At 45.0% G+C, this 2,708-nt stretch carries 2 protein-coding genes; both read right to left on the reverse strand.

From position 1 onward, the window contains the following. Positions 1 to 998 (reverse strand): retention module-containing protein (locus tag ABY044_RS12090; RefSeq protein WP_373020993.1); only part of this gene is annotated, 998 nt, incomplete at its 3' end. Positions 999 to 1,273: 275 nt separating this feature from the next. After that, on the reverse strand, positions 1,274 to 2,708 hold a 1,435-nt coding region (locus ABY044_RS12095; protein WP_373020995.1), incomplete at its 5' end, for an Ig-like domain-containing protein.

Here is a 2,708-nt window from a genome sequence, read left to right on the forward strand (position 1 = left end):
ACCACGTAGTATGTGCTCGTTTCACCTTCTTCGTTGATCACCGATGGATCGCTGATGATGTTGCCTTGCGCATCCGCTGCGAACAGCTTCAACGTGAACGCCGTATCTGGGTCTTGCGGATTATTTGGATCTTCCGGATTTTCATCGCTGATCGTGCTCAATACGCTATTGGCGTTTGTATCCGCTGCGATCGTATCGAAACTGTTTGCGGTATCAACGATGTTTCCAATTGTAATTGTGAAGTTTTCAACGCCTTCAGCCAAGGCATCATCGATCGTATTGATCGTGAAATCAACACTATTATTACCCGCCGGAATCGTGACTTGTGCCACACCGGTATAGTCGGTACCGTCAATTGCGGTTCCGCTGTAAATCAATTCAACTGTAATATCACCGGTTACATCACCCGCTGCTTGGTCGACGCTTACAGTATAAGGAGTGGAGGCATCACCTTCGACGATGTCTTGAGCCCCACTGATCGAGACGAGAGCGTTAACAGGCTGAGCAACGGCAGGCTCTACAGCGGCTTCCGCCTGGAATCCTCTATTGGTAATAGTCGGGCTAATTCCGGAAGTGTCAAAACCACTGGTAACACTACCCGTTGCACCCAATCTATCTACCAGGTTCTCACCACCGGCATTCGCACTTGAACCTGCTCCTGCATCACCTGCAGCAGTTTCTTCCAAGTTTTCTAAGTCAACGTTGCCTTCCAAAATCGCTTGCTGTAACGCGGCGACATCAACGGCATTTTCCGTTGCGGAATCGGTAACTGAGGCTCCAGTCACATCCTCATCCATCAACATTTCGGTATCTCGACCTAATGTCAGCAACTCACCATTGTTTAAATCGATTGTAATGCCACCCGTTACCGAGGTTAAAATAACCTCGCCGGAAAAAATCTGATCACCTTGGGAAAGTAAACGAATTTCACCCGTGTTTGGATTAATGGCTTGAACAACACCCGTTACAGCACTAACCTTTCCAGCAACAATTGACATGACAATTCTCCAATGATTTTATATAGATAAGTCAAAATACTTACTTAAATAGTAGGGATTTTTTTGTATTTAAACCCATACTATTCCTATAGAAAATTGATATCTATTGTCCTTAGGTACAGTATTGTTATTTTTTCTCTCAAAATACTAAAAAATCCCAACTTAAACGGTAATTTAAGTCATAGAGAACGCATAAATTTTATTTAAAAAAAAGGCGCTTTAATTAAGCGCCTTTCCTGTTGGGTAGGTTATGGACCCATCCTAAGTCTAAAAAACTATTCTTTTTGATAATCGACTTTCATATCATCAATATCATCTTCGTCCAAGACGGTATCTTGAATGTAAATCGTTGTAATGTCTCCACCATCAACCGACTCACCATTAGAGTCTATTAAGATCTGAGTATCGTCTACCTGGCCATCATTATCACTATCGACGGCGGTGAGTTCGAAATATTCTCTTAATGTATTCGAAGCGATCTGCTGTGAAGTATCTTCAATCACATCGCTCACTTCCAGAGTGTCCGCCGCGATATCGTAATTAGAAATAGATGCGGTACTGCCGGGTTCGCCCATATCGAAAACATCATGACTATCTGCAGAGCCTTCGAAAACAAATCCGGCCTCTTCTCCAACACCATAAACATCAATCGTCATCGTGGCACTATCAAAATCGCCATCGACATCCGTTACGGTATAGCCTAGAGGTATAGAGGCATTTTCATCAATGGAAACCGTCGTAATCGCATCAAAGTCGAGTTGGTAAGAACCGGATTCTGCACCAAATTCGACCTTATCGATATAAACGGCGTCAATATCCGCCGCCATGATTTCAAACGATAACGACCCTTCATCATTTCCGTCAACCGTAAACACGGACGACACTTCCATTCCATCGGCATCCTGTCCATAAACCGTATAGACAGCCGTTTCACCGCTATCAAAGGCATCCAACGTCACTAACATGCTTTGTACACCCGAAGCCACAAAGTCATACGTAACGGCATTTCCGCCATGGCCTTCGGTGAATGAGCCGCTATCTACCGAGTAATCGATCGTCAGGGTCTCTCCACTATCGATAAAAGTGTTATCAACCCCCATGGTATTGTTGGTCGAATTCACCGTATTATGGGTAGCGCCCGATGCCGTCGCTTCTGCCGTCGCTAAAAGATTACCTTCTGCATCAAACAAGGCAAAACCGTAACCGTCCGGTGTATTACCGCCGGTCAAATCAACCGAATCCGAAAGTTCTACGGTCGTACCCGAAATCAACTCTTGATATTGTTTGAATATGAAAGAAGGCTCTTCCTCTGTACCTTCATTCAAATCAACCGATAACTCAAAGACTAAAATCCCGCTAATTTCCGTTTCACCAATAACTTTATCGGTATAAGGGTCATAGTATACGGCGACCTGCTCTCCGTTCGAGAAAAGCTCCGGAACCGAAGACAAATCCCAACTAATGGTATTTGAGCCATCAGCCGACAACGTAATCGGCATCATTGAAGAGACCCAATCACCCGCCAAGTTATCCGTATGCAACGTAACGTTTTCTACAATCGGTACGTCATTGGTCGGGTCAATCGTCAAGTTCACCGTCGCGGTGCTGACGTCGCCGTCAACATCGGTAATGGTGTAGGTGAAACTGTCCGTACCGTTGTAGTCCGCTTCCGGCGTGTAGCTGAAATTGCCGTCGGGATACACCACCACA

The organism is Thiomicrorhabdus sp. (assembly GCF_041583835.1).
Taxonomy (GTDB): domain Bacteria; phylum Pseudomonadota; class Gammaproteobacteria; order Thiomicrospirales; family Thiomicrospiraceae; genus Thiomicrorhabdus.